Source organism: Streptomyces sp. SP18CS02, from assembly GCF_036322365.1.
Lineage (GTDB): Bacteria > Actinomycetota > Actinomycetes > Streptomycetales > Streptomycetaceae > Streptomyces.
This window is the reverse complement of the sequence record NZ_JAQYXC010000280.1, coordinates 119,193-145,171: the sequence shown is the minus strand read 5'-3', so window position 1 is coordinate 145,171 and position 25,979 is coordinate 119,193. Positions and strand designations below refer to the sequence as shown.

Annotated in this window: 17 protein-coding genes and 1 tRNA gene; 13 read left to right on the top strand and 5 right to left on the bottom strand. The window is 74.4% G+C overall.

Translation table 11 applies throughout. From position 1 onward, the window contains the following. Window positions 1-4: 4 nt before the first annotated feature. Genes iolB through mmsA form a run of 3 tightly spaced genes read left to right on the top strand, consistent with a single transcriptional unit; the run spans window position 5 to window position 4,215 of the window. Window positions 5-817 carry a 5-deoxy-glucuronate isomerase gene (iolB, locus tag PUR26_RS14800; RefSeq protein WP_329872806.1) on the top strand — a complete coding sequence of 271 codons (813 nt, stop codon included), beginning with the start codon at window positions 5-7 and terminating at the stop codon, window positions 815-817. Then, on the top strand, window positions 814-2,688 hold the full coding sequence (iolD, locus tag PUR26_RS14795; protein ID WP_329872805.1) for a 3D-(3,5/4)-trihydroxycyclohexane-1,2-dione acylhydrolase (decyclizing): 1,875 nt from the start codon (window positions 814-816) through the stop codon (window positions 2,686-2,688). The genes iolB and iolD overlap by 4 nt, the downstream gene beginning before the upstream one ends. A gap of 15 nt (window positions 2,689-2,703) precedes the next feature. Then, window positions 2,704-4,215 (top strand): CoA-acylating methylmalonate-semialdehyde dehydrogenase, encoded by a 1,512-nt coding sequence (mmsA, locus tag PUR26_RS14790; protein ID WP_329872804.1) that lies wholly within the window; start codon window positions 2,704-2,706, stop codon window positions 4,213-4,215. 190 nt (window positions 4,216-4,405) lie between these two features. Here mmsA and PUR26_RS14785 read toward each other — a convergent pair whose 3' ends face one another. Then, entirely contained in the window at window positions 4,406-5,584 is a 1,179-nt protein-coding gene (locus PUR26_RS14785; RefSeq protein ID WP_329872803.1) for a S8 family peptidase, read from the bottom strand. Window positions 5,585-5,870: 286 nt separating this feature from the next. Between PUR26_RS14785 and PUR26_RS14780 the strand changes: the two genes are divergently transcribed. Beyond that, window positions 5,871-8,693 carry an alpha/beta fold hydrolase gene (locus PUR26_RS14780; protein WP_329872802.1) on the top strand — a complete coding sequence of 941 codons (2,823 nt, stop codon included), beginning with the start codon at window positions 5,871-5,873 and terminating at the stop codon, window positions 8,691-8,693. Beyond that, complete coding sequence (locus tag PUR26_RS14775; RefSeq protein ID WP_329872801.1) at window positions 8,690-9,646, top strand: ABC transporter permease; 957 nt, start codon at window positions 8,690-8,692, stop codon at window positions 9,644-9,646. Before PUR26_RS14780 ends, PUR26_RS14775 begins: the two co-directional genes overlap by 4 nt. Window positions 9,647-9,724: 78 nt before the next feature. Here PUR26_RS14775 and PUR26_RS14770 read toward each other — a convergent pair whose 3' ends face one another. Then, window positions 9,725-10,363 carry a DNA-binding response regulator gene (locus tag PUR26_RS14770; protein ID WP_329872800.1) on the bottom strand — a complete coding sequence of 213 codons (639 nt, stop codon included), beginning with the start codon at window positions 10,361-10,363 and terminating at the stop codon, window positions 9,725-9,727. Between the two features lie 451 nt (window positions 10,364-10,814). On the opposite strand from PUR26_RS14770, the gene PUR26_RS14765 reads away from it, so the two are divergent. The 4 genes from PUR26_RS14765 to PUR26_RS14750 all read left to right on the top strand — a co-directional run bounded on the left by PUR26_RS14765 (window position 10,815) and on the right by PUR26_RS14750 (window position 13,333). Further along, the gene (locus PUR26_RS14765) at window positions 10,815-11,279 is read left to right on the top strand and encodes an anthrone oxygenase family protein (protein WP_443077077.1); all 465 of its coding nucleotides are present in this window, start codon (window positions 10,815-10,817) and stop codon (window positions 11,277-11,279) included. A 121-nt stretch (window positions 11,280-11,400) separates the two neighbouring features. After that, window positions 11,401-12,120, top strand: a complete 720-nt coding sequence (locus PUR26_RS14760; RefSeq protein WP_329872799.1) for a DUF4142 domain-containing protein — start codon at window positions 11,401-11,403, stop codon at window positions 12,118-12,120. 147 nt (window positions 12,121-12,267) lie between these two features. Then, window positions 12,268-12,873, top strand: a complete 606-nt coding sequence (locus PUR26_RS14755) for a class F sortase (RefSeq protein ID WP_329872798.1) — start codon at window positions 12,268-12,270, stop codon at window positions 12,871-12,873. A gap of 274 nt (window positions 12,874-13,147) precedes the next feature. Next, window positions 13,148-13,333, top strand: coding sequence for a hypothetical protein (locus PUR26_RS14750; RefSeq protein ID WP_329872797.1), 186 nt, complete (start codon window positions 13,148-13,150; stop codon window positions 13,331-13,333). Window positions 13,334-13,542: 209 nt separating this feature from the next. Here PUR26_RS14750 and PUR26_RS14745 read toward each other — a convergent pair whose 3' ends face one another. Further along, a complete protein-coding gene (locus tag PUR26_RS14745; protein ID WP_329872796.1) occupies window positions 13,543-16,698 on the bottom strand; it encodes an AfsR/SARP family transcriptional regulator in 3,156 nt (1,051 codons plus the stop codon). Window positions 16,699-17,249: 551 nt separating this feature from the next. Here PUR26_RS14745 and PUR26_RS14740 point away from each other — a divergent pair. Then, the gene (locus PUR26_RS14740) at window positions 17,250-18,503 is read left to right on the top strand and encodes a hypothetical protein (protein ID WP_329872795.1); all 1,254 of its coding nucleotides are present in this window, start codon (window positions 17,250-17,252) and stop codon (window positions 18,501-18,503) included. 640 nt (window positions 18,504-19,143) lie between these two features. Here the strand turns inward: PUR26_RS14740 and PUR26_RS14735 are convergent. Beyond that, window positions 19,144-21,321 carry an ATP-binding protein gene (locus PUR26_RS14735; protein WP_329872794.1) on the bottom strand — a complete coding sequence of 726 codons (2,178 nt, stop codon included), beginning with the start codon at window positions 21,319-21,321 and terminating at the stop codon, window positions 19,144-19,146. A 195-nt stretch (window positions 21,322-21,516) separates the two neighbouring features. On the opposite strand from PUR26_RS14735, the gene PUR26_RS14730 reads away from it, so the two are divergent. Beyond that, window positions 21,517-22,056 carry a flavoprotein gene (locus PUR26_RS14730; protein WP_329872793.1) on the top strand — a complete coding sequence of 180 codons (540 nt, stop codon included), beginning with the start codon at window positions 21,517-21,519 and terminating at the stop codon, window positions 22,054-22,056. Between the two features lie 196 nt (window positions 22,057-22,252). Here PUR26_RS14730 and PUR26_RS14725 read toward each other — a convergent pair. Then, a tRNA-Arg gene (locus PUR26_RS14725) sits at window positions 22,253-22,325 on the bottom strand. Window positions 22,326-22,640: 315 nt separating this feature from the next. Between PUR26_RS14725 and PUR26_RS14720 the strand changes: the two genes are divergently transcribed. Both PUR26_RS14720 and PUR26_RS14715 read left to right on the top strand, forming a co-directional pair. Continuing rightward, complete coding sequence (locus PUR26_RS14720) at window positions 22,641-24,239, top strand: dynamin family protein (protein ID WP_329872872.1); 1,599 nt, start codon at window positions 22,641-22,643, stop codon at window positions 24,237-24,239. Between the two features lie 4 nt (window positions 24,240-24,243). Next, window positions 24,244-25,956 carry a GTPase gene (locus PUR26_RS14715; protein WP_329872792.1) on the top strand — a complete coding sequence of 571 codons (1,713 nt, stop codon included), beginning with the start codon at window positions 24,244-24,246 and terminating at the stop codon, window positions 25,954-25,956. Window positions 25,957-25,979 lie beyond the last annotated feature (23 nt).

Below are 25,979 nucleotides of genomic sequence, written 5' to 3'. Positions count from 1 at the left end.
GATCATGACCGAGCAGCAGTTGTTCGTACCGGACGGCGCGGCCGCCCAGGGGCCCTACGCCCTCCACATCGATCCGGAGCGCGCCGGGTGGGGCTACTCCGCCCTGCGGGTCCTCGAACTCCGCCCGGGCCGAACGCACCTGTTCGACACCGGGGACAGCGAGTGGATCGTGCTTCCGCTGTCCGGTGGTTGTACGGTGCATGTGGACGGCGAGCTCCTCGAACTGCGGGGCCGGGAAAGCGTGTTCGCCGGTGTCACGGACTTCGCGTACGTACCGCGTGGCGCCCACGCCCAGATCGCCTCCGGCGCGGGAGGCCGCTTCGCCCTGGCAGGAGCGAAGTGCGAGCGACGACTCCCCGCTCGCTACGGCCCCGCGCCGGAGGTCCCGGTCGAAGCCCGGGGCGCCGGCACCTGCGCCCGCCAGGTGCGGAACTTCGCCTCGGCCGACGCCTTCGCGTGCGACCGGCTCATCGCGGTGGAGGTCATCACCCCGGGCGGCAACTGGTCCTCCTACCCGCCCCACAAGCACGACGAGCACCTCCCCGGCGAGGAGGCCGAGCTCGAAGAGATCTACTACTTCGAGATCGAGGGCGGGGCGGCGGGCTACCAGCGCGTCTCGCCGTCCCGGCCCGGCGGCGCCGACGTCCTCACGGAGGTCCGCACCGGCGACGCCGTCCTGGTCCCCGACGGCTGGCACGGCCCGTCCATCGCCCCGCCCGGCCACACCATGTACTACCTCAACGTCATGGCGGGTCCCGGCGACGAACGGGAGTGGCGCATCCGCTTCCACCCCGACCACACGGAGGGATACCGATGAGCACCCGACGGCTCACGACCGCCCAGGCCCTCGTCGTCTTCCTGGCCCGCCAGTACACCCAGCGCGACGGGCGGCGCCGACGCCTCATCGGTGCCACCTGGGGAATCTTCGGCCACGGCAACGTCGCCGGCATCGGCCAGGCCCTCATCGAGCACGGCGACGAGATGCCGTACCTCCAGGGCCGCAACGAACAGGCCATGGTGCACGCGGCCGTCGGATACGCCCGCCAGTCGAACCGGCTCTCCGCCCACGCCGTCACCACCTCGATCGGACCCGGTGCCACCAACCTGGTCACCGGCGCGGCCCTTGCCACCATCAACCACCTCCCCGTCCTGCTCCTGCCGGGCGACACCTTCGCCACCCGGCCCGCCGACCCGGTCCTCCAGCAGCTCGAAGTGCCCCACGCCGGTGACGTCTCCGTCAACGACACGCTGCGCCCCGTGTCGAAGTACTTCGACCGGGTGACCCGCCCCGAGGCGCTGGTCCCGGCCGCGCTCGCCGCCATGCGCGTCCTCGCCGACCCCGCCGCGACGGGCGCCGTCACCCTCGCGCTGCCGCAGGACGTGCAGGCGGAGGCGTACGACTGGCCGGAGGAGTTCTTCGCCGAACGCGTCTGGCACGTGCGCCGCCCGGCCCCCGATCCCTACGAACTCGACACGGCCGCGGAGCTCGTGCGGGCCGCGCGGCGGCCGCTGATCATCGCGGGTGGCGGGGTCCACCACAGCGCCGCCGAGGACGCCCTGCGCGCGCTCGCCGACGAGACCGGGATCCCCGTCGCCGCCACCCAGGCCGGCAAGGGGTCCCTGCCCCACGACCACCCCGCCGACGTCGGGGGCGTCGGCCACACGGGCACCGCCACCGCCGACGCGCTCGCCCGCAAGGCCGACCTGGTCATCGGCGTCGGCACCCGCTACTCCGACTTCACCACCGCCTCGTCGACCCTCTTCGCCGACCCCGCCGTCCGCTTCCTGAACCTCAACATCACCGGTTTCGACGCCCACAAGCTGGCCGCGCACCCCCTTGTCGCCGACGCGCGCACGGGTCTCCAGGAGCTCGCCCGCGTCCTGCGGGGCCATCGCGTCGACCCGTCGTACGAGACGCGGTACGGACAGCTTAAGGAGGGCTGGGAGAGCCGTGTCACCGCCGCCTTCGCCGCGCCCCGCGACGACCTCCCGCCCACCCAGGCGCAGGTCCTGGGAGTGCTCGACACCCTGGTCACCGACGCCGACATCGTGATCAACGCGGCCGGTTCGCTCCCCGGCGACCTGCACAAGCTGTGGCGGACCCGCTCGCGGGACCAGTACCACGTCGAGTACGGGTACTCCTGCATGGGCTACGAGATCCCGGCCGCCATCGGGGTCGCGCTCGCCGCGCCCGGCCGCCCGGTCTGGGCGCTGGTCGGCGACGGGACGTATCTGATGAATCCCACCGAGATCGTGACGGCCGTCCAGGAGAACATCCCGGTCAAGCTCGTCATCCTCCAGAACCACGGCTACGCCTCGATCGGCGGGCTCTCCGAGTCCGTCGGCGCCGAGCGGTACGGCACCGCCTACCGCTACCGGGAGCCCGACGGGACGTACACCGGCGCCCCGCTGCCGGTCGATCTGGCGGCCAACGCCGCCTCGCTCGGTATGCGCGTCCTGCGCGCCCGCACCCTGCGTGACCTGCGGGAAGCCCTCGCCGATGCCCGGACTTCAGCCGTCCCCACATGTGTCTACACCGAGACCGCAACGGCAGACACAGTGTCGGGCGCGCCCCCCGCCGAGGCATGGTGGGATGTGCCCGTGGCCCAGACCGCGACCCGCACATCCGCGATCAGGGCCCGGGAGGAGTACGACCGGCAAGTCGCAGCCCGACGCCGCCACCTGTAGAGGAGTACGTACGTCATGACGAAGACCGTCAACCACTGGATCGGTGGCAGGACCGTTGAGCGAGCGGCGGGCGCGTCGGGCAACTGGGGCCCGGTCACCGACCCGGCGACCGGCGCCGTCACCACGCGGGTGGCACTCGCCTCCGTCGAGGAGGTCGACTCCGCCGTCGCCGCGGCCAAGGCCGCCCATGCCACCTGGGGCACCTCCTCGCTGGCCCAGCGCACCGCGGTCCTGTTCAGGTACCGCGCCCTGCTGGACGCCCACCGCGACGACATCGCCGCGCTGATCACCGCCGAGCACGGCAAGGTCCACTCGGACGCGCTGGGCGAGGTGGCGCGCGGTCTGGAGATCGTCGAGCTGGCCTGCGGGATCACCACCCAGCTCAAGGGGGAACTCTCCACCCAGGTGTCCCACCGCGTCGACGTCGCCTCGATCCGCCAGTCGCTGGGTGTCGTCGCGGGCATCACGCCGTTCAACTTCCCGGCCATGGTGCCCATGTGGATGTTCCCGCTGGCCATCGCCTGCGGCAACACCTTCGTCCTCAAGCCGAGCGAGAAGGACCCCTCGGCCGCCAACCTGCTCGCGGAGCTGGCCACCGAGGCCGGTCTGCCCGACGGCGTGCTGAACGTCGTCCACGGCGACAAGGTCGCGGTCGACGCGCTGCTCGCCCACCCCGACGTCGCCGCCGTCTCCTTCGTCGGGTCCACGCCGATCGCCCGCTACATCCACACCACCGCCTCGGCCAACGGCAAGCGGGTCCAGGCGCTCGGGGGCGCCAAGAACCACATGCTGGTCCTGCCCGACGCCGACCTGGACGCGGCCGCGGACGCGGCGGTGTCGGCGGCGTACGGGTCGGCGGGCGAACGCTGCATGGCGATCTCGGCCGTCGTCGCCGTCGGCGCCATCGGCGACGAGCTGGTCGACAAGATCCGCGAGCGCGCCGAGAAGATCAAGATCGGACCGGGCAACGACCCGACGTCCGAGATGGGACCGCTGATCACCGCGGCCCACCGCGACAAGGTCGCCTCGTATGTGACGGGCGCCGCCGCCCAGGGCGCGGAGGTCGTCCTGGACGGCACCGGCTACACGGTCGACGGCCACGAGAACGGCCACTGGATCGGCCTGTCCCTCCTGGACAGGGTGTCCACGGACTCCGACGCCTACCGCGACGAGATCTTCGGCCCGGTCCTGTGCGTCCTGCGCGCCGAGACCTACGAGGAGGGCGTGGAGCTCATCAACGCCTCTCCGTACGGCAACGGCACCGCGATCTTCACCCGCGACGGCGGCGCTGCCCGCCGCTTCCAGCTGGAGATCGAGGCGGGCATGGTCGGCGTCAACGTCCCCATCCCGGTCCCGGTCGGTTACCACTCCTTCGGTGGCTGGAAGGACTCGCTCTTCGGTGACCACCACATCTACGGCAACGACGGCGTGCACTTCTACACCCGCGGCAAGGTCGTCACCACCCGCTGGCCGGACCCGTCCGAGGCACCGGCGGGCGTGGACCTGGGCTTCCCCCGCAACCACTGAGCCCGCCACCACCGGGCCCGCCACCACCGGGCCCGCCACCACCGGGCCCGCAGCCACCGGGCCCGTAAACGACCGGGCCCGGTCCCCGCGCTCGGAGGCGCGGGGACCGGGAGGGCGCGGCACGCCCGCTGCCCGAGGAACGCCCCTGCCGGCGGGGAGCGGGCCCCTCGGGCAGCTGGTGCCGCAGGGGTCAGAACAGCGAGTGCAGCAGCTTGTTCGGGGAGCCCGTGCGCGGGTCCTGCACCTTGCCGCTCGTGGCGTTGGCGACCAGGGCGTCACGCACCTGGGCCGGGGTCGCCGACGGGTTGGACGACAGGTAGAGGGCCGCCACGCCCGCCGTGTGCGGGGTCGCCATCGACGTGCCGGAGATCGTGTTCGTCGCCGAGTCGTCGGTCCGCCAGGCCGAGGTGATGTTCACCCCGGGCGCGAAGAGGTCCAGGCAGGTGCCGTAGTTGGAGAACGACGCGCGCTTGTCCGCGCTGTCGGTCGCGCCGACCGTGATCGCCTCGGGGACGCGGGCGGGGGAGGAGTTGCACGCGTTCACCGGCAGGCCGAGGAAGTTGCCGTTGCCCGCGGCGACGGCGTAGCTGACGCCGGACGCGATCGACTTCTTGACCGCGTTGTCCAGGGAGGTGTTCGCTCCGCCGCCCAGGCTCATGTTCGCGACGGCCGGCTTGACGGCGTTCGCCGTCACCCAGTCCACGCCCGCGATGACACCCGCGGTCGATCCGGACCCGTTGCAGTCCAGGACGCGCACGGCCACCAGCTCGGCGGCCTTCGCCACGCCGTACGTCCGGCCGCCGACCGTGCCCGCGACATGCGTGCCGTGCCCCTGGCAGTCCTGGCCGTTCTGCCCTCCGCCGACCGTGTCGGTCCCGACGACGGCACGGCCCTCGAACTCACTGTGCGAGGTACGGATACCCGTGTCGATGATGTAGGCGTGCACGTTCGAGGCGGTGGTGCCGTACGTGTACGTCTTCGACAGCGGCAGATCCCGCTGATCGACCCGGTCCAGGCCCCAGGTGGCGCCGGACTGCGTGTCGTTGAGGCGCACGGTCGCGTTCTGCTCGACGTACGCGACCCTCGGGTCGGCCGCCAGCGACGCGGCCTTCGCCCGGGACATGCTGGCGGAGAAGCCCTTGAGCACACTGCGGTACCGGTGCTTGGGGGTGACGCCCAGATCCGCCGCGCGCGTCGAACCGTCCTTGAGGACGACGATCCAGCTGTTCTCGATGGCGGTCGACGAGGGGGCGAGACGGAGATCGCCGAGCGGTGCGCTCCGCGCCGTGGGGGAGACGGCGATCTGGAGGCCGGCCGCGAGGGCGATGACGGGTATCAACGCGCCGAGGCGGCGGGATGTGGTTCTCATCGCGGGCACCTGACCTTTCGTAGTCGGGACCGGGCACCACAGACTCCCGGCTGGTCATGTACCGCACAAGGCCGACGCCGGGCTTCGTCGCCGAACCCCTACGCGACCATGGCGATTCCTCCACCGGGAGGACGGGGCGCCCCGGGGCGCGACCCCGTGGCGCCCCGGAACCGGCCGGCATACCGCGTCTGGAGTACGGAGCCGTCACGGCGTACTCCTCAAGGAGGCTGCCGGGCTCCCCCCGGCGGCAGCCGAGAGGAAGCCCTGTTCCGCTTAGGGTCGAGACATGCAGATCCGACTTCCCCGGCCGCCCGGGCGCAGGACGGCCGCCCTCGCCGTCGCCGGCGTGCTGCTCGCGGGCGCGGGCACCTGGACCGCCGTCGCCTCGGACGAGCAGCCGGCCGTCCAGCGGCAGGACACGGTGATGGAGATGCCGGGGGCGACGATCGACACGTCGTTCTTCACGTCCGGCGCGTCCGGGGACTCCGGCGGTTCCGGTCCGGGCGGTGGCCGCCGTCCCGCCGTGCTGCTCGGCCACGGCTTCGGCGGCAGCAAGGACGACGTCAAGGAGCAGGCCGAGAAGCTGGCCCGGGACGGCTACGCGGTTCTGACCTGGTCCGCGCGCGGCTTCGGCGCCTCCACCGGCCGGATCGGGCTCAACGACCCGGAGTTCGAGGTCAAGGACGTCTCCCGGCTGATCGACTGGCTGGCGAAGCGCCCCGAGGTCGAGCTGGACCGGGCGGGCGACCCGCGCGTGGGTGTGTCCGGCTCGTCGTACGGCGGGGCGATCTCCCTCCTCGCGGCCGGGCACGACCAGCGGGTGGACGCCATCGCGCCCCGGATCACCTACTGGAACCTCTCCGACGCGCTCTTCCCCGACGGGGTGTTCAAGAAGCTCTGGGCCGGAATCTTCTTCTCGACGGGAACGGAGGCCGGACCGGGCACGCCCACCGCGCCCACCGCCCCCACCGCCCCCTCGGCTCCCGCAGGGGGCGACGCCCCGGGGCAGGGCGAGGCTCCCGGAGCCGCTGCCCGGAGTGACGCCACAGGCCGGAGCGGGTCCGCAGCCCCGTCCGCCTCCGGCACCGCCGCCGCGTGCGGCCGCTTCCAGGACGTCCTGTGCACCATGTACGAGCGGGTCGCGGTCGCGGGCAAGCCCGACGCCGCCGCACGCGCGTTGCTCTCCGAACGCAGCCCGTCGGCCGTCGGCGACCGGATCAAGGTGCCCGCACTCATCGTGCAGGGCCGGTCGGACTCGCTCTTCCCGCTCTCGCACGCCGACGCGATGGCCAAGGCGATCAGCGCCAACGGCGCCCCCGTCGCCGTCGACTGGATCGCCGGCGGTCACGACGGCGGGGACGGGGAGACCGACCGCGTCGAAGGCCGCGTCGCCGACTGGTTCGACCGCTACCTGAAGCGGGACAAGGGCGTGGACACCGGGCCCGCCTTCCGCGTCAGCCGCACCGGAGGCATCGACTCGACCGACGGGCAGGCCCTGCTGCGCGGCGCCACGAGCGAGGACTACCCGGGGCTGCGCAGCGGCGACCGCACGATCGCCCTCACCGGCCGGGAGCAGACCTTCCGCAATCCCGCCGGGGGCACTCCGCCCGCCATCTCCGCCGTCCCGGGCATCGGCGGCGGACTCTCCCAGCTCTCCTCCTTCGGCGTCGGCCTCTCCCTCGACTTCCCCGGCCAGCACGCGCGGTTCGACTCCCGGCCGCTCACCGAGACCCTGCACGTCACCGGCTCGCCGACGGTCCGCGTCAAGGTCACGTCGGACACCGGTGAGGCGGTCCTGTTCGGGAAGGTGTACGACGTCGGGCCCGACGGCCGTCAGCAGGCCCTGCCCTCCCAGCTCGTCGCCCCCGTGCGCGTCGAGGACGCCGGGAACGGCAAGGACGTCCGGCTGACCCTTCCGGCCATCGACCACGAGGTCGAGGCCGGGCACCGGCTGCGCCTCGTCCTCGCCGCCACCGACCTCGGCTACGCCTCACCGCAGGCCCCCGCGCTGTACACCGTCGGCCTGACCGGCGGGCTCTCCGTACCGACGGCGCCCGCCGTCACCGCCCAGGCGGCCGGGCTGCCCTGGTGGGTCTGGGGCCTTCCGGCCGCCGGCGCCGTGATCGCCGCGGCGCTGCTGCTGACCGCGAGGCGACGTACCACCGCACCCGCGCCCGACCCCGAGCTGGCCGATGTGCCGCTCACCATCGACGGCCTGACCAAGCGGTACGCCGGATCCACCGACCGGTACGCGGTCCGTGACCTGTCCTTCCGCGTCGAGAAGGGCCAGGTTCTCGGGCTCCTCGGCCCGAACGGTGCCGGCAAGACCACCACCCTGCGCATGCTCATGGGGCTCATCACCCCGGACGACGGCGGGATCCGGGTATTCGGGCACGCCATCCGTCCCGGCGCACCCGTACTGTCCCGGGTCGGCGCGTTCGTCGAGGGCGCCGGTTTCCTGCCGCACCTGTCGGGCCGCGCCAACCTGGAGCTGTACTGGCAGGCGACCGGCCGTCCCGCCGAGGACGCCCATATCGAGGAGGCGCTGGAGATCGCCGGCCTCGGGGACGCCCTGGCCCGCGCGGTACGCACGTACTCGCAGGGCATGCGCCAGCGCCTCGCGATCGCCCAGGCCATGCTCGGCCTGCCGGACCTCCTCATCCTCGACGAGCCGACCAACGGGCTCGACCCGCCACAGATCCGCGAGATGCGGGAGGTGATGATCCGGTACGCCGCCGGGGGCCGGACCGTCATCGTCTCCAGCCACCTCCTCTCCGAGGTCGAGCAGTCCTGCACCCATCTGGTGGTCATGGACCGCGGCCGGCTCGTCCAGGCGGGCCCGGTCGCCGAGATCACCGGCGGCGGGGACACGCTGTCCGTCACCACGGCCGGTGAGGTGCCCGAGCAGCTGGTCGAGAAGATCGGCGCGCTGCCGGGCATCGGCTCGGCCGTATCCGTCGACGGAGGTCTGCTGGTACGGCTGGACGGGGCCGGCGCCACCACCCTGATCGCCGAACTCGTCCGGCTGGACGTGCCGGTGACCGGGGTCGGACCGCACCGACGCCTGGAGGACGCGTTCCTCACCCTGATCGGAGGAGGAGCCGCATGAACCGTGTGCGCCGCGTCGGTACGGACACCGGAACGGGCACGAGCGACGGACCAGGCCCTGGGCCCGGCTCCGGCGGCGGCCGGGCCGCGCGCCCGGGGGCCGAGGGCACGGACGTGGCGAAGGGCTACCGCGCCGGGCGCACCCTGCCGCTGCGGGTCGAGGCCGTGCGCCAGCTGAAGCGGCGCCGCACGCTGGTCATGGGCGCGATGCTCGCCGCGCTGCCCTTCGTGCTGATCATCGCCTTCGCGATCGGAGGCACCCCGGAGGGGCGGGGCAACGGGCGCATCACCCTGATGGACACCGCGACCGCCTCCGGTGCGAACTTCGTCGCGACCTGCCTCTTCGTCTCGGCCGGGTTCCTGCTGGTGGTGCCGGTGGCGCTGTTCTGCGGCGACACCGTGGCGTCGGAGGCCAGCTGGTCCTCCTTGCGCTATCTGCTCGCGGCTCCGGTGCCGCGCGCCCGGCTGCTGTGGTCGAAGCTGGCCGTGGCCCTCGGCTTCAGCGCGGCCGCGATGGTGCTGCTGCCGCTGGTGGCGCTCGTCGCGGGCACGGTCGTGTACGGCTGGGGCCCGTTGGAGCTGCCCACCGGCGGCTCCCTGGCCGCCGCCGACGCGCTGCCGCGCCTCGCGCTGGTGGTGGCGTTCATCTTCTGCTCCCAACTGGTCACGGCGGGGCTAGCCTTCTGGCTGTCGACCAGGACGGACGCACCGCTCGGTGCGGTCGGAGGCGCGGTCGGACTGACGATCATCGGCAATGTGCTGGACGCCGTGACGGCGCTCGGCACCTGGCGGGAGTTTCTGCCCGCCCACTGGCAGTTCGCCTGGGCCGACGCGCTCCAGCCGCAGTGGGAGTGGGGCGGCATGCTCAAGGGCACGGCGGTGTCGGTGACGTACGCCCTTGTCCTGTTCGCGCTCGCGTTCAGGGGATTCGCCCGCAAGGACATCGTGTCCTGAGCCGGGCCCGCCGGGCCCGGAGCCCGGCGGTGCGGGGCCCGGCGGTGCGGTTCCCTCGGCGTCCGTCCGGCTCCCGGGTCAGAGCCAGCCTCGACGAGCCGCTTCCGCTCCCGCCCGGAAACGGCTCGTCGTGCCGAGGGCCGCGAGCAGTTCGCCCACCCGGCGGCTGTACGTCCGTCCCGATATGCCGAGCCTGGCCGCGGCCGTCTCGTCGGTGAGGCCGGCCAGCAGGGCCTCCAGCACCGGGCGCAGGTGCGTGGGCAGCGCGCCCGGCGGCGCGGGCACCGCTGTGATCTCCTCGCCCGCTTCCCACCACGCGTGGTGCGCGCGCACCAGGGCCTGGACGACCACCGGGTCGCGGATCAGCAGCAGCCCGTTGTAGAGCAGTTCGAGGTCGAGGGGGACGGCCGCGACCGAGCGGTCCACGACGATCATCTTGAACGGGATCGACTCCGTCAGCCGGGCGCGGCCGGGCAGCCGCGCGGCGGCCGTGACATCGGCCGCCGTGACCCGGGCGAGCGCGTGCCGCGGCACGATCTGCCGCACCACACCGACCCGTTCGGCCGCCGTGCGCACACAGGCGCCGGCCAGCTCCAGAAACGGCTCCGGGATCGACTGGCCCAGGCAGGCGGCGGGGTCGTCGAAGGTCAGCAGCTCGCGACGGGCCGACTCGGCGAGGGCGGCGAGCGTCGCGCAGATCTGTCTCGTCCCGCGCACCGACTGCCCGGCCGGCCGCGGTTCCAGGCGCGGCACCGGTCGTGGCGCCTGGCCCGATGGCTGCCGCGGTGCCTGTGAGGGCACCCCGCGCGCCGGATTCACTTCCCTCAACGCCGTTCGGCCGAGCACGGAGCCCAGAACGTTCGCCACGGCCGACCACCCCCGTCATCCACTCGGAACGTACGCAACTCCATGTACGCATGTGACTGCGTACGGTGACAAGACCCAGATCGGCGGTTGGCGAGTCCAAGCCATGACCGCCGTGGCGGTCCTGCCCGCCCCTCCGGAAGGGGCAACTCCGTTGTGCGGCAGGCGATGTGGGGGTCCTGCCGCCACGCCCGCGCACGCCTTCGCGGCGCCGCCCGACCGCCGCGTCCACGGCTTCCGTGTGCCGGGAGCGGCGCGCCGCAAGGGGGCTGCGGGACCCGCGGCGCCCCGCGATGATGTCCGGATGCTGCCGACTCTGCTGCTCGCCCTCGCCGTCTTCTGCACCGGCCTGTACGCGGGATCCATGCTGATCTTCCGTACCGGGATCATGCCCGCTCTCGCCCGGCTGACCGACGAGGAGTTCGTGACGGTCATGCGCCGCGTCAACGAGTACGTACCCCGGGTGGTCTTCCTGATCGTCTTCGCCGGGGTCGTGCTCCTCCCGGCCGCCGCTCTCGCCGTTCCGGCCGACGGCGGCTGGGGCGCCCAGCGCCGGCTGGTCCTCGCCGGGCTGCTCTGCGCCGTCCTGAACCACGTGGTGACCATGGCCGGAAACGTCCCGCTCAACAACGCGCTCGCCGCCTCCGAGGGCAGCGCCCCCGCCCGGGTCCGCGCGGCGTTCGAGTCCCGCTGGAACACCTTCCACCTGCTCCGCACGCTGCTGATCACGGCCGCTTTCGCCCTTCTGGTGGCCGCCGCCGCGGTCTGACGCGGGATGGGCCGTTTGCAGTACGGCGACTGGCGCCGGCGTCCCGGCCGTGTCGCCATGGTCGGCGGGGGCCCCTGAGCGTGGGGGCCCCGGACCGACCGACGAGAACGGACAAGCCACCGTGATCCGTATACGACACTGGGCCGCGACGGCCTTCGCCTGCCTCGCCCTGACCGGTAGCGCCGTCGGACCGGTGCACGCCGCCGACGGCCCCGGAACCGGGACGGCCCCGGCCGCCGGCACCGCGCCCATCGACGACGCGTACCTGCGCGCCGGCCACCAGGGCAATCTGACCGAGATCGCCGCCGGCCAGGACGCGCAGCGGCACGCCGTCTCCGCCTGTGTGAAGAGCGCGGCAGCCACCCTGATCCGCGACCACACGAGGCTCGACGAGAGCACCAGGGCCCTGGCCGGAAAGCTCGGCGTCGATCTGCCGGCCGCCCCCACGGTCGAGCAGCAGGACATGCTGAGGACCCTGGAATCCAAGGCCGGGTCCGGCGCGTACGACGCCACCTGGCTCGACGCCATGACCAGCGCGCACCAGAAGACGCTCGCGCGGATCGACAACCAGATCTCCACCGGCAAGGTGGCCGAGGTGACCGCCGCCGCCCGGGCGTCGCGACCGGTCGTCGCCTCCCATCTGGCCATGGTGCGCGGCGGAGGCTGCCACGACACCGCCACGCCCAGCGCCATCCACGCCGGCGACGGCGGCCAGGCGGCGGCCCTGGCGGCCGAGGTGCCGATCGCGGTCGCCGTGCCGGCCCTGGCCATCGGCGGCGTTCTGGTCGCGGGCGTGGCCTTCTGGGCGGCGGCGCTGATCCGCCGCAACGACAGCCGCTGACATGGGCGGGAGCCGCTGACCATGGGCGGGCGGCCCGGCGCCCGGCCCGGCCCGGACCGGACGCCCGCCCGGCCCGGGCGGCCGGACGCCGTCCGCACCGTCGCCCCCGCCCCCTCAGCCGCCCCGGTCGCCGTGGTGGCCACAGCCGTGAGCGTGGTCGTGGCCGTCGCCCTGACCCTGATGCGGCCGCCGTCCGGCGCGCCGCACGCGGGGCTCGCGGCCGACGCCGGGGCGCTGCCCACCGCGGCCGCCCCGCCACCGGCCCCGCCCGCGCATTCGCCGCCCGTCACGCTGGTCGTGCCAGGGCACATCGCCCCCATGCCCGTGGACCCGGTGGCCGTGGGGCGCGAGGGGGCGTTGGCGTTGCCGGCCTCCCCGTTCCGGCTGGGCTGGTGGGCGCTCGGCGCACGCCCCGGGGACGCGCGCGGCACCGTGCTCCTGGCCGCCCACCTCGACTCCGCCGAGCAGGGCGCCGGACCGTTCCAGGCGCTGCACACCGTGCCCCTCGGCGCCGATGTGCGCCTGACGACGGCGGACGGGGTCCGTCACACGTACACCCTCGTCGCCCGCCGTACCCACCCCAAGGCGGCCCTGCCGCGCGACCTGTTCGCCGCGGACGGCGTGCCGAGGCTGGCGCTGGTGACCTGCACCGGGGCGTACGACCCGGGCAGCCGGGCGTACGCCGACAACCTCGTCCTCTACGGCGTGCCCGCGCGCGGGGGACAGCCTGTGGAGCCCGGCGCCGGGTCCTGACGGGCCGCGCCGCCTCGGCCCCGCGCGGACGGGCCCGTCGGCCACGGCCCGGCGGGCGGGCGGTACGCGCCCCGGGCCGGGCCGACGATCCCGTGGGGCCGGAGTCCGATGAGCCCGGGGGCGATACCGGCCCCGCCCATGACCTGCCCCCATACCACCGCGGTCTCGACGGGGCAAGGGTGCGCCGTACCGGTGACCCCGGGGGCTTAACCTCTGGTCCACCGGTCCAACACGGTCACCGGTTGTATCAACTCCCCCATCCTTGAGGAGTGTTGTGACACGCAAGAGGAGTGCCTCCGTCGCCACCGTCGCGGCGGTGCTCGTCCTGGGCGGCCTCGTCGTCGGAGCGAGCGGCACATCGGCGAAGCCCGGGACATCCCCGGAACCCGGCACCGGCTCGATCGGGCAGGCGCGGACCGTGGTGGTCGCCGCGCCGCAGGCGGCACAGCTGATGTGGTGACGCCGGTGATACGGAGGCGGTGACGCGGCGACGCGGACGCCATGGGGAATCGGGGACACGGCAGGCGCCGGCGACGGGACGGCCGCCCCGGTGCCCCGCCCGGCCCGGTGCCCCGCCCCGCCCGGTGTCCGCCCGGCCCGGTGTCCGCCCGGGAAACTCCCGCCGCACCGCCGTCGCCCTCCCTCCCGGCTTCCCGGGAGGGAGGGGGCTCAGGAGCCGGTCACCCCCTGGTCCCCGAGCAGACGGCGCAGACTCTCCGCCTCCGTACCGGCATCGAGGCTCAGGTAGAGCGCGACCGCCTGCTCGCCGTAGTGGCGGGCCAGGGCGATGCTGCGCGAGGACAGCGCCGTGCGGGCCAGCCCGGCCAGCGCGTGGGCCGCCCCGAGGGGGAACCCGATGCCGTGGGCCACCTCCAGTGCCTGCTCGTAGACCTTGAGCGCGGTGCCCAGCCGCCCCGACTCGCGGTGCACCCCTCCCACGCCGATCAGCGCGCGCTGGCGCTCGTACGCGCTGCCGATGCCCGCCGCGACCCTCTCCGCCATGTTGAAGTGCAGCAGGGCCTCGCCCCTGCGTCCGTTCTCCGCGTACGCCGTCCCCATGCTGATCAGAACGTTCGCCTCGCCGAGCGCGTCGCCACCCGCCCGGTGGCTCTCCAGGGCCCGCTGGAAGCAGACGAGCGCCCGGGCCGTGTCGCCGGTGGCCTGGTAAACGCCGCCCAGGTTCGTGTCGAGGATGGCGAGCTCCTGGCGCCCCCCGCACCTGCGCACCAGCGCCAGCGAGCGTTCGTAGTGGTCGCGGGCCTGTTCGTACCGTCCCTGGAGGCTGTGCAGTTCGCCCATGTTGTTCAGCGCCATGGCCTGGCCGCGCAGATCGCCCAGCTCCTCGTTGATGCCGACGAGGGAGCGGAAGATGCGCAGTGCCTCGCCGTACCGCCCGGCGTAATACAGCGCGGCCCCCTGCACGTTGAGGCATTCGGCCTCGCCGAAGCGGTCGCCGGCCCGTCGGTACAGCTCCAGCGACTCGCCCAGCAGCCCCAGCGCCGTGGCGCCGTGGCCCGCCGCGAGATGGGCGCGGCCCGACTGGAAGAGAGCGTCCGCGCAGCCGTGCGCGTCACCGAGGTCCCGGTAGAGGGCCAGGGACTCGGTCGCGTACCGCAGCGCCTCGTCGTGGCCCTTCTGCGCCAGCACGCCGGCGCGCTCCACCAGGATCCGGGCGAGTGCCGCCCGGTCACCGAGGGCGCGCAGGGCGGGAACGGCCGCCCCGTACAGCTCGGCCGCGATGTCCCAGGTTCCCCAGAGCTTCAGCGAGGCGGCCAGGACGTGCGGGAAGAGCGCGGCGTGATCCGGGGCCTCCACGGCCGCCGTCCGCGCCACGGCCAGGAGGTTGGCGCGCTCCACGGAGAGCCACACCGACGCCTCGTCCGCGTCGACGAAGCCGGGTGCGTAGGGCGACTCCCGGCCGGCCCCCAGGGGCAGTGCCCGGCGGTGCGGATGGGCCAGGCCGTCGGCCCGGTGGGCGGCCGTGAGGTAGAAGGCGACGAGCCGGCCGACCGCCGCACGGCGGTCGCGTTCCGGTTCGGTCCGCGCGCAGATTTGGAGGCCGAAGGCGCGGGCCAGGTCGTGGAGCCGGTAGCGGTCGCGTACCGGCTCCTCCAGCAGGTGTCCGTCGAGCAGCTCCTCCAGGCCGCCCCGTACCTCGGCGGCCCCGGAGGTTCCCGGGCCCGGCCCGGCCAGCGCCGTCGCCGCGCGCAGCGTGATGTCGGGCCCCGGGTGCAGCGCCAGCCGGCGGAACAGCCGCTGCGCCGGGCCGCTCAGCTCGGTGTAGGAGAGGCGGAAGGCCGAGGCGACGCCGTCGTCGAACTCGTCGAGCGGATCGGCCGCCTCGGCCAGCCGGTCCAGGAGGTGCTGGAGGTCCCACGCGTCCCGGTGCCTGAAGCGGCTCGCCAGCAGCTGGACCGCGAGGGGATGGCGGCCGCACGCCTCCACGACCCGCGCCAGGGCCGCCGACGCTCCGGACAGCCGGCCGGCGCCCGCGATCCTGGTGAACAGCGCCGCCGCCTCCGCCCGTGAGAGCACGTCCACGAAGAGCGAGGTGGCACCGTCGAGCCCCACGAGACGGTTGCGGCTGGTCACGATGGCGCGGCAGGACGGCGAACCCGGCAGCAGCGGCCTGACCTGGGCGGCGTCCCGCGCGTTGTCCAGCACCACCAGGGCCCGGTGACGGGCCGTCCACTGCCGCCACCGGCCCACCCGCTCGTCGAGCGACGCGGGCAGGTCCCCGGTCGCCCCGGTCGCCTGGAGCAGCACGGCCAGCGCCTCGGCGGGCTCGAACGGCGGCCGGCCGCTGAAGGCGTGCAGGTCCACGTAGAACTGGCCGTCCGGATAGGTCTCCCGCAGCCGATGCGCGGCGTGCACGGCGAGGGCCGTCTTCCCGATGCCGGGCATGCCGTGGATGACGGTGAGCGGCATGGCCGTCGACCCGCGTCCCGGCGCGGGGTCCCTCAGCAGGATGCGCATCTCCCCGGTGCGCCCGGTGAAGTCCCGGGTGTCCCGTGGAAGGCTGTCGCCCGGCGCGTACGCGCGCGTCCGTCCGGTGCCGTCGGCCGTCTCCATCAGCGCGCGGTCCTGTTCCAGGATGCGCAGGTGCAGCTCCTGGAGTGCCGGACCGGGCTCGATGCCCTGCTCGTCGTGGAGACGGTTGCGCGTGCCGCGGTAGAGGGCGAGCGCCTCGTCGTGGCGGCCGGAACGGTACAGCGCCAGCATCGCCAACGAGATCACGCCCTGGGCCAGCGGGTTCTGCGCGGCCAGCTCGTACAGCTCCCCGATGAGGTCGGCGTGGCGGCCCAGTTCCAGCTCCAGGCGGATCCGTTCCTCCCGGACCCGCCGGTGGTCCTCGACCAGCCGGGCCCGTGCCGAGGCGGCCCACGACCCGGCGAACTCGGCCAGCGGCTCGCCCCGCCAGAGCGCCTCGGCGGCGTGCAGCAGCCCGACCGCCAGCTGCCGCTCACCGCGCTCGGCCGCCGCGCCCGCGTCCCTGCGCAGCCGCTGGAAGCGGGTCAGGTCGACGTCCTCCGGATCGGCCCGCAGCTGGTACAGCCGCGGCGACGGCCGTTCCACCCGGGCGAGATCACCGGCCGCGCGCCGCAGCCGCCCCCGCAGCCGCGACAGGTAACTGTGCAGGGTGTCCAGGGCCGTCCGGGGCGGATCCCCGTCCCAGACCCGGTCCATGAGCGTGTCCACGGTGACCGGCTCGCCCCGGGCGTGCGTGAGCACGGCCAGTACGTAGCGCTCCTTCACCGATCCCAGCTCGTACTGCTGGTGGTGATGCCACAGCTCAAGGGGTCCCAGAGCAAGAAGATCCACCATCGCCCCCGACGGGTGTGCTTCCTCCTGCCGTTCTCCGGCAGGACCCCGCACTTTTCGTACGGCACTCAACTTACTTTTTCGGTGCCGGCAGGGGTGGCGGACAGAGGCGCACGGATGCGTGGCGGGCGCACGGGACCGGCCGGGACCGGCCGCGGGGTCGCGCGGCGGGCGTACGGCCCCCGGCCCGGGCCGCCCCGGTGCGGCCCGGCCGGGGCCGGTCCGGGCCCCACGGGGAACACGGCCGCCGGCCGCGGGCGGAGGCGGGACGCGCCGCCCGGCAGCCGGGGACGACGGAAACGACCGGGCGGGTGACGGGGGATCCGGGCCGCCTCGCGCGGGGCGGCCCGGACCGGTGACGGGGCCCGGGAACGGCCGCGGGACGCGTCCGGACCGGTCACGCGGCAGGGCCGGGATGCCCGGTCGCACGGGGAGTGCAGGATTCCTGCAAGTCCGCCATCCAGAGCCCGGGGCACAGACCTGGACGTGGCCGTGACACGCGGCCGGCCGGACCGGGTGACCGGTCCGATGGTCAGAACCGGGGGATTGATTCGATGAGCGTGACAGTGCCGGAGGCGCACTGGCGGCATGTTCCCGTGCGCCTGGACGTCGAGCGCTGGGCCACCCGCCACATCCGCAGGAGGGTCCTCGCCGTGGTGCACACGGTGACCGCCGGGCAGCGGCTGCTCGACGCGGTCCGACTGCTGGAGGGCGACTCGCGGGTGCAGGTGTTCTTCACCTCGGCACCCGATGTGTTCAGCAACGGCGTGGCCGACTTCCTGGAGCAGCTCAAGGGGCTGGTCCTGCCGTGGAGCCAGGCGGTGCAGACGGAGTTCGACCTCGCGCTGGCCGCCAGCCACGGCAGCCTCCACGAGCTGCACGCGCCGGTGATCGTGCTCCCGCACGGAGCCAGCCACAACAAGAGGGAGCCGGCCGGGCGGCGGGGCCGCGTGGTGGCGGACCGGGGCGTGTACGGACTCAGCAGGCAGCGGCTGATCAGGGACGGGACGGTGGTGCCCGAGGTGATCGTCCTCGCCCACCACGAGGAGCTGACCCGCCTCGGGCGTGAGTGCCCCGAGGCGCTGCCGGCGGCGGAGGTCGTCGGCGACCCCTGCTTCGACCGGATCAGCGCGAGCCTCGCCTCACGGGCGCTCTACCGCGAGGCCCTGCACACCAGGGCCCGGCAACGACTGGTCCTGGTGTGCTCGACCTGGGGGCCCGACTCCTTGCTCGGCCGGGGCTGGGACCTGCTGGAACGGCTGGTCACCGAGCTGCCCAGGGACGAGTACCGGGTGGCCGCGCTGCTCCACCCGCATGTGTGGAACGCCCACGGCGAATGGCAGATCCGCAGCTGGCTTGCCGGACTGGGGCGCTCCGGACTCACCCTGATCAGCCAGTACGGCGACTGGGCGGGGGCCCTCGTCGCGGCGGACTACATCGTGGGCGACCACGGATCCGTCTCCCTGTACGGGGCGATGACGGGCGCACCGGTGCTGATGGCCGGCACGCCCGTACCGGATGTGGACCCGGGCTCACCGCTCGCCGAACTGAACTCCTTCGCCCACCGGCTGGACCGGGACCGCCCGCTGCCGCAACAGCTCAACCGCAGCTCGGCGGCGTACCGTCCGCACCGCTACGAACAGGTCGCCGCCCGCATCACCTCCGAGCCCGGCCGCTTCGCCCAGAAGATGCGCGCGCTGCTCTACCGCAAGCTGCGCCTGCGCGCACCCGCCGCGCGACCGACGACGGAACCGGCGCGGCTGCCCGTGGTCCTGCCCTACGACGAGCCGGGCAGCGTGCTGTCATGAGGGCCGCCCCGGTCACCGCGGCCGTCCACCCCACTCCGGTGGTCACAACAGCCACGGTGGGCCCCGATCACCCCGCCGCCTCTGGGCACCTCATCCATGCCGTGGCCCCCACAACCCCTGAACACCCCATCCGCCTCACCTGCCCTGCCCACCTCGCGGGCTCTGCCCACCCCGTGGGCACCACGCCCGCCGCGGGTACCACGCACCCCGCGGGCCCTGCCCACCCCCCGGGCACCACGCACCCCGCGAGCTCTGCCCACCCCGCGCGGTTCTCGGCGTACCGGACCCGGGTCACCCTGGCGCACCCGGCGCTAGGCGGCCCCGTCGTGGACGAGCACCTGCGGATCCGGATGCCGGCCCCGGAGCCCTGGCCCCTGCTGGCCGATGTGCTGCACGGGGAGGGGGACGGGCCCCGGTACACCGCGGAGCTGGCGGCGGCCTGCCCGGGCGCGCTGGTGGTGGCCGCGCACCGGGGCTCCGCCTGCTGGTTACGGCTCGGCCCCGACGGCCCCCTCCTCACGCTGAGGGCGGGCGGAAGCGCCCCGGCGGTGCCCTGGGGCATCTGGGCCTCGCTGGCCCACGCCTGGCTGGTGGCCGGTCTGCCCATGGGCGTCCTGGCCATCGTGTCCCTACGGCTCCTTCAGCCGGCCCCTTCCCCCGGTTCCGCGCCCTTCGGGTCGTTCTCCGCGTGCGCCAGCCGCCGCAGCCCGGCCTCCGCGGCCCGTGCCTCGGACGACTCCCGCCGGCCGACGGCCGAGTGGAGAGCGAGCGCCTCCTCGTAGCGCTCCCGGGCGAGCTCCGGCTGCCCGCGCCGTTCGGCGAGCCCGGCCAGGGCCGCCAGGGCGCGGGCCGCCTCGTAGCCGGCTCCCACACCGCGCAGTACCTCCAGCGCCCCGCGGAGCCGGTCCTCGGCCTCGTCCAGCTGGCCACGGGCGAGGAGCGCGCGGCCGAGCAGGACGGCCGCGCGTGCCGCGTTGTACGAGTCGCCCTCGTCCCGCAGCGTGGTGTACGCCGTGCCGGCGTGGCCGGCCGCCTCCTCCGGGACCTCCCGCGCCAGGGCGACATCGGCGAGATTGAGGCGCGCCAGCGCCCCGGCCCGCCGGTCGCCGCAGCGGGGCAACTCCGCCGCGGCGCGGGCGTACAGCTCGGCCGCCCCGTGCAGGCGGCCCAGTCGCTGGAGCGCCAGACCGCGGTAGTTGAGGGTGCGGGCGCGACCGAGGGCGTCGCCGTCGGCCTCGAAGAGCCCGGCCGCCCGCTCGAACATCTCCAGGGCCCGTTCGTGCTCGCCCAGGCCCAGTTCACCCACCCCGCCGGAGGTGAGCATCCGGCACTCGGCAGCCCTGTCTCCCGATTCCCGCGCCGCGACCAGGCCCTCCTGGTGAGCGGCGCGCCACTCCTCGTAGAACTTGCGCCGCAGGAACAGCGGCCAGACGGCGTCGGTGAGCTGCCAGGCCAGGTCGGGGAAGCCGGCGGGCCGGGCGCTCCGGACGACCGCCATCAGGTTGGGCAGCTCGCGCTCCAGCCAGTCCAGCGCGCCTTCGGCGTCGTCGCCGACGTCGGGCGTCAGGACGTCGCCGTGGTCCCGGCGCATCGTGCGGTGCTGGGGGTCGATGATCTCCTCGGCGCGGGTGGCGCCGGCCAGGTAGTGGTCGGCGATCCGCCGCAGGGCGGCCGCGCGCTCCTGCGGGGACTCCTCCTCCTCGGCCTTGGCGGCCGCGTGCAGCCGTACGAGATCGTGGAAGCGGTAGCGCTCGTCCCCCGCGTCGACCAGCAGGTTCGCGTCGTGCAGCGTGTCGAGCTGCTCGTCCGCGTCCTCCATGAGCACGGCCGAGGCGGCCGCGCCGGCGAACTCCCGCCCCGGGTGGAGCCCCAGCAGCCGGTAGAGCCGGGCGGCCTTGGGCGGCAGTCCCTGGTACGACAGATCGAGCGCCGCGCCCACATTGTGGTCGCCGTCGATGGCCAGCACCTCCAGCCGCGCGTGCTCCTCGCTCAGCGCGCGCACCATGGAGTGGATGCGCCGCCGGGGCCGCGCCGCCAGCCGGGCCCCGGCCACCCGCACCGCCAGCGGCAGTCCGGCGCACAACTCGACCAGTGTGCGCGCCTCCTCGGGCTGCGCGGCCACCCGGTCGTCGGCGAGCGTGGCGGCCAGCAGCTCGACGGCCGCCTCCGCCGTGAGCGGTTCCAGGTGCAGGGCGAAGCAGCCGTCGACGGTCAGCCCCGGTATCCGCCGGCGGCTGGTCACCGCCGTCACGTTCCGCCCGCCCGGCAGCAGCGGCCGGACCTGGGCCGCCGTGGCGGCGTCGTCGAGCAGCACCACGAGCCGGCGGTCCACCGTCAACGACCGGTACAGCGCCGTCCGTTCGGCCAGACCGACGGGCACCTGCCCCGCCGGCACGCCCAGGGCCCGCAGAAAACGGCCCAGCACCTCCCCCGGGGACGTGGGCCCGCCGGAGGCCTGCGCGCCCAGGTCCGCGTACAGCTGGCCACCGGGAAAGCGAGGCCGCAGTGAATGCAGCCAGGCGAGCGCGACAGCGGTCTTGCCGACCCCGCCCAGCCCGCTGACGGCGACGAGCGTGGAGTGTCCGTCCCGCTCGACGTGCAATCGGTGGCCCTCCAGGGCCTTCTGCTCCGCCGTCCGGTCGGTGATGCGGACGGACGGAGGTAACTGCCAGGGCGCCCGGGGCGGCCCGGCGGCCCCGTCGCCCCCGATGCGTATCCCCCCGTACACCACCCCGGTCTGCACGGTGGCCCCGTGCACCGTGCCGCTCAGCTCGTTGCCGACCGAACCGCTGTGACCACTGCTCTCGTGCCCCCGCATCCGTCCCCCCTCCGAACGCGCGAGTAACAGTTCATGAGGACATCCTTTCCGTACGCGCAATCGATATCCGCTGCGGCGGGGGTGATCTGGATTTCGCGTGCTCCCGCCATCGGGCCCGTACCGGCGCGGAGCCCGCGACCGTCGCCGTACGCTTCCGGGGAGAGCACCACTCAGCCGCCGACCGGGGGTCTCCGCGTGAGTGATCAGCCCAGGAAGCCGTTCCTGTACGTCGTCGTCTGCGCGGCCGGCATCGCCGGCGAGGTCGGCAAGCTGATCACCGCCGCGCGGGAGGAGGGATGGGAGGTCGGCGTCGTCGCCTCCCCGCAGGGCCTCCGTTTCATCGACGCGCCGGCGATCGAGGCCCTGACCGGCCACCCCATCCGCTCGGCCTGGCGGTCGCCCGGCGACCCGCGCCCGCTGCCGCCGCCCGACGCGATCGCCGTCGCGCCGGCGACGTTCAACACCATCAACAAGTGGGCGGCCGGGACGGCGGACACCCTCGCCCTGGGCATCCTCTGCGAGGCCTACGGACTGGGCGTCCCGACCGTCGTGCTCCCGTGCGTGAACGCGGCCATGGCGGCCCACCCCGCCTACCGGCCGAGTCTGGACCGGCTCCGGGCCATGGGCGTCCTGATCGGCGGCCGGGCTCCCGCACCCGAGGGCGGCGGGGCGGAGGCGTTCCGCTGGGAGGAGGCCCTGGAGCTGCTGTCCGCCCGGGACGCCGGCGCCCGGTAGCGCTGCTCCGCCGAGGTGGCCGGCGCCCGGTGCGCCTGCGCTGCTCCGGTACGGGGGTCCGGCATCCGTGCCCCGTCAGGTGTCCGGTCACCGATGGCGCGGCCACGCGGGGCCCGGCCGGCCGGCGGGCCCGGCCCGGCACTGCTCCCGGACCCGGACAGCAGAAAGGCCCTCCTCTGGGGAGGGCCGGGCGGTGCGCCCCCGGCAGGACTCGAACCTGCGGCCAAGCGCTTAGAAGGCGCCTGCTCTATCCACTGAGCTACGGGGGCCGGTGGTGGCCATGTGGCCTGGAGCCCCGGTTGGGTGGTTCCGTGACCTCGCCGGGGACAAGGATAGGGCTCCGATCACCTTGACCCGGTCGCTTCACCTGCGTGGCACGATGTGGAGGTTCAGTGAAGCGAACCGATAATCGCAGGCAGGTGCGATTCCCGCAGCGCTTTTCGCGTCTCGCGGGCCGGGTGTTGTGCACTCGTTATGCCTGTGTCCCACTCATCCCGTCTGTCCCATGTGTCTGACCGGCGCGCAGAGATGCCCATACGCTTCAAAACGGTGCCGAAATTGGGCATTCTTCGCATGTGGTGACCTTGGACGTACGGCCTCAGCTCATCGACGCACTCTCCGCCCTGCGCGACTGTGTCGCCGCCGTGCGTCTTCCACTCCCGCTTCCAGGGGCTCCCCGGGCGAGGCAGACGCGGGCCGAACTGCTCGCACAGCTCGACGACTACCTGGTGCCCCGGCTCAGGGAGCCCGAGGCGCCGCTGCTCGCGGTGGTGGGCGGCTCCACCGGGGCCGGCAAGTCGACGCTCGTCAACTCCCTCGTGGGACGGCGTGTCAGCGAGGCGGGGGTGCTGCGGCCCACCACCCGCACGCCCGTCCTGGTCTGTCACCCCGAGGACCACCACTGGTTCGCCGGGATGCGGGTCCTGCCCCACCTCACCCGCGTCTGGCTGCCCCAGCACGACGACGAGACGGACGGGGCCGAGCCCGCCGCCACCGGCGAGCGCACCCTGCGGATCGAGACCGCCCACACCCTGCCCCGCGGGCTCGCGCTCCTCGACGCGCCCGACATCGACTCGCTCGTCGTCGAGAGCCGCGAACTGGCCGCCGAGCTGATCTGCGCCGCCGACGTATGGGTCATGGTCACCACCGCCTCGCGGTACGCCGACGCCGTGCCCTGGCACCTGCTGCGCACCGCCAAGGACTACGACGCCACGCTGATCACCGTCCTCGACCGGGTTCCCCACCAGGTCATCGGCGAGGTGTCCCGGCAGTACGAGGCCCTGCTCGTCCGGGCGGGACTGGGCGAGGTGCCGCGTTTCACCATCCCCGAACTGCCCGAGTCGGCGGGCGGCGGCAGCGGCCTGCTGCCCGACACCGCCGTGGCCGCGCTGCGGGACTGGCTGGTCCACCGGGCCCACGACCCGGCCGCCCGGCAGCAGGCCGTCGGGCGTACCGCCATCGGGGTCATCGACTCCCTGCGGGCCCGGATGCCGGAGCTGGCCGCGGCGGTCGCCTCGCAGTACGCCGCCGCCGTACGCCTCACCGGCGCCGTCGACCAGGCGTACGAGCGGGAGGGCGAGCGCGTGCGCACCGAGCTCCAGCGCGGGGCCGTCCTGGCCGGGGACGCCCGCACCCGCTGGCGCGGCTACCCCCGCGACTGCTCGGCCACCGAACTGCTCGACTCGCTCGCCGAGTCCCTGGGCGCCCTGCTCCAGTGCGCCGTGGCCGCCGCCGACGAACGCGTGCAGGAGGCGTGGCGGCGGGAACCGGCCGCCGGGGCGCTCGACCGCGCGCACCCCCCGTCCGACCGCGAGGCCGGCGAGCGCATCGGCATGGCCGTGCGGCGCTGGCGCCGTGTCCTGGAGGAGGTCGCCGAGGACGAGGTGCGGCGGATGGAGCGCAACGCCGCGCCCGACCCGGAGACCGTGGCGGCCCTCCTCGCCGTCGTCCTGCTCGGCGGGCGCCGGGCGAGCGGCGCGGGGGAGCGGCTCGCCGAGCTGCTCGGCGTGCAGGGCGCGCTGCGGCTGCGCGACCGGGGCGGCGAGCTGGTGACCGCGTACATCGACCGCGTGCTGCACGAGGAGCGCAGCCGGCGCCTGGCCCCGCTGGACGCGCTCGACGTGACGCCGGAGCCGCAGGCCGAACTGATCGCCGCCCTGTCCGTACTGCAGAGGGAGAGGTGACGGCGTGAGCGCCGTTGACGAACGCTGGGACGACGGGCTGATCGCCCGACGCGCGAACGAGCACGCGGTGTTCGACGACGCGTACCCGCCGGAGGAGCCCCATGTGCCGATCGGCGGAGCGTACGCGGGCAGCCTGCGCGGCCGCCTCGACGCGCTGCGGGAGCTGATGGGGCTGTCGTCCACACGGCTGGACGGCGCGACGCTCGCCGAGGCGGGACGGGTCCTGGACGAGGCCGCCGCGCGCCAGCGGCTGTCGTCGGGGCACACCGTCGTCGCGATCGCGGGCGCGACCGGCAGCGGAAAGTCCACCCTGATCAACGCCCTGGCCGGGGTCCCCGTCTCGGAGACCGGCCTGCGCCGGCCCACCACTTCCGCACCCATCGCCTGCACCTGGTCCGAGGGCGCCGCCGGGCTGCTCGACCGGCTCGCCATCCCCGGGCGGCTGCGGCGCAAGCCACTGGCGGGCGGGGCCGGGGACGAGGCGCTGCAGGGCCTGGTCCTGATCGATCTGCCCGACCACGACTCCGCGGTCGTCGCCCACCGTGAGCAGGTGGACCGGGTGCTCGCCCTGGTCGACGCGGTGATCTGGGTCGTGGACCCGGAGAAGTACGCGGACGCGACGCTGCACGAGCGCTACCTGCGGCCGCTCGCGGGGTACGCCGAGGTGACGTTCGTGGTGCTCAACCAGGTGGACCGGCTGCCGGGGGAGGCGGCCCACCAGGTCCTCGACGACCTGCGGCGGCTCCTGGACGAGGACGGCATGGCGCTGGGCGAGCACGGCGAGCCGGGCGCCGCGGTGCTCGCCCTGTCCGCGCTCACGGGTGAGGGAGTGGCGGAACTCCGCGAGACCCTCGGCGCGTTCGTCCGACGGCGGCACGCGGCCGAGCGACGGCTCTCGGCGGACGTGGACGCGGCGGCGGTGCGCCTGAGGCCGGTGTACGTGGCCGAGGGGCGCCCCGGGCTCGGTGAGCGTTCCCGGGAGGACTTCGGTGCCCGGCTGGCGGTCGCGGTCGGCGCCTCCGCCGCGGGCGAGGCGGCGGAGCGCGAGTGGCGGCGCAACGCCGGCCGGGCGTGCGGCACACCATGGCTGCGGTTGTGGCGCTGGTACGAGGGGCTGCGCACGCCGGGCGGAAAGACGGAACCGCGCCCCGAGACGCCGGTCGAGGACGAACTCACGGCACGGCAGCGGGTCGAACAGGCGGTGCGGGTCGTCGCCGACGAGGCGGCGCGCGGGCTGCCCCTGCCGTGGGCCCAGGCGGTGCGCGAGACGGCGGTACGGGGCGCGCAGGGGCTGCCCGAGGCGCTGGACGAGCTGGCGGTGACCGTCGGGGAGAAGCGGGAGGGCGGACGGCCTTCGAGACCGGCGTGGTGGCCGGCCGCCGTGCTCGCGCAGGCCGCGATGACGCTCCTTCAGTTCTACGGCGCTCTGTGGCTGGTGGGTCAGATCGTCGGTGTACTGGAGCCGGGGCTGCTGCCGCCCGTTCTGGTCATGCTCGGAGGGATCGTCGGCGGGCCGCTGGTGGAGTGGGCGTGCGCGGCGGCCGCGCGGGGGCCCGCACGGCGCTACGGGCAGGAGACCGAGCGGCGTCTGCGGGAGGCGGCCGCCGCCTGCGGGCGGGCCAGGGTGCTCGACCCGGTCGCGGCGGAACTGATGCGCTACCGGGAGGTGCGCGAGCAGTACGCGACGGTGTCGGGGCGGGGCGGCCGCGCGAGGTGAACGAGGCCGGACGGGCGCCTGAC